Here is a 1,930-nt window from a genome sequence, read left to right on the forward strand (position 1 = left end):
TTACTTTTTGTTTAATAGTAATTATTTGTTTTTCAATTGGGGCTAATAATTTTTTAGTTACTTTTTGAATATAAAAATTTGGGTTTAAATGATTTAAAACTTTATTTAATTTAATTGGTGTTTGATGCAAAATATTTAATAATTTATTATTAAATATTTTACTGCCCCGCATTAAATTAGCATTTAATAGTAGGTTTTTACCAACACCTTTTTTATGAAGATTGGTCATAATGTTATATCACTCATTAATATTAATTTTGCTTATTTTATCAATATTTAATCCATATTCAGACAATCAATTATTAGCATTTTTTTCATTTACGCGTGGTATTTTTTGAACTAATGTAGGACTTATTTTTTGAATATTTTTCTCAATTTTTAATAAATTATTAATTGTTTCTAAATTAGAAACTTTAAAACCCTTATAAAAATCATTTCGTGCTAATTTACCAATTGTATATAATAAAGTTTCATTATTAGCCTGCTTTGTAAAATCAAATATTAATTTATCAGATAAAATCTTTTTACCTGTAACTTGTCTTACAACATCTTCTAAGTTATTAGCAGTTATTACACCTAATTTTTCAATTAATTTAGTTTCTTTTGCTAATTTTAAAATTCTAGTTGTTCGAGCAGCGCGCGTTAATTTTCCAATACCACCAATTGCTGGTAACAAATTTAAGGCGGTGCTTTTTGCTGTCACTTCTGAGGTTAATTTATCGTATATTTGATTTACAGCAAAATCGGTTGCTGTTTCTACTCCAAACGAGATAAATGCTGCGGCAAAATTAGATAATCCCGCCCCAAGACCAACAGCCGAAGCAATACCACCAGTTAAAACTGATAAACCAAGTGCTAAAACTTGAATTCCCAAAAATTCTAATAATTGTAAACCAAAACTTTTTTCTTGTTGTTGGATTGACAATCTGGTTTGATTTTTTTTAACAGCATAAATAAGGGCTGTTTTAGATGTTCCAATTGGCATATCTATCAAACGAAAAAGTACTATTTTTTAGTACTATTAAGAATTTTTAATTTTAACATCAATCGGATTTGTTTGACCAATAGCATTGTTTTTACCTTGAATTTGAACTTCAACAATTTTATCATTTGTAATATTAATTGGTCAGTCTTCACCTTTACTTTCAATAAAGTAATCAAAATCACTTTCAGTTAAAGAACTATCTACGGCTTTTACCGCTTTTAAAACAACATCTTTAAATTGTGGTTTTAACTGTTCTGCTGTTGCTTGTGTTGGTTCTGCAACATGAATAGTTGGTTTATCTAATTTATTAATTTTACTAATATCAATTTTTGAAACAATATGTTTAATAATTCCTTTTGGTTCAACTACTGCTCCACCTAAATATAAAACTCTTTCCATTATTAAAGTATTACCCATTCCAGTACCTAACGCAGCAGCGCCAATTCTTAATGGAGTATGGTCTTTTTTGCGTAAGATAAGAGGGTCATATTTTTTACTAAATTTAAAGGCAATTGCATTAACTCCATTTGGTAATAAACTAATTGTTCCTTCTGAACCATCCTTATTAATAATTGGTAATTTTTTAGGAACCATATAGTATGTTGTTCCTTCGACAGTTTTCATTGCTCCACTTGTTGTTATTACACTATTTATTTGGTCGTTTGCTCCAAGTTGTAACTGTAATTTATTACGAATTCCACGAATAAAATCAGCCGAACCTAAAACAACCGTTTCTGATGGAGTAAAGCCGTTTTCGTATATTTTATCCATAATTTCATCGTGAATTTGTAAAGAATTTGTATCATCTGCTTTTTTACCTTGAATAGTTGTAACTGTTTCTTTGTTAATAATTTCTAAAATTTTATTGCGTTTATAAGCAACTTCAGTATCCATTGCTTGCTCAATATCGGCCGCCCAAAGATTAGGATTAAAATCACTTTCTAC

General features: G+C 28.1%; 2 protein-coding genes. Both read right to left on the reverse strand.

Features of this window, described 5'->3' with window-relative positions; translation table 4 throughout:
* The coding region (locus D9R21_RS06060; RefSeq protein ID WP_148108861.1) for a hypothetical protein at positions 1–985 on the reverse strand (985 nt) is incomplete at its 3' end.
* A 36-nt stretch (positions 986–1,021) separates the two neighbouring features.
* On the reverse strand, positions 1,022–1,930 hold a 909-nt coding region (locus D9R21_RS07495), incomplete at its 5' end, for a hypothetical protein (RefSeq protein WP_158613952.1).

Origin of the sequence: Spiroplasma endosymbiont of Megaselia nigra (assembly GCF_003987485.1) — a bacterium.
Lineage (GTDB): Bacteria > Bacillota_I > Bacilli_A > Mycoplasmatales > Mycoplasmataceae > Spiroplasma.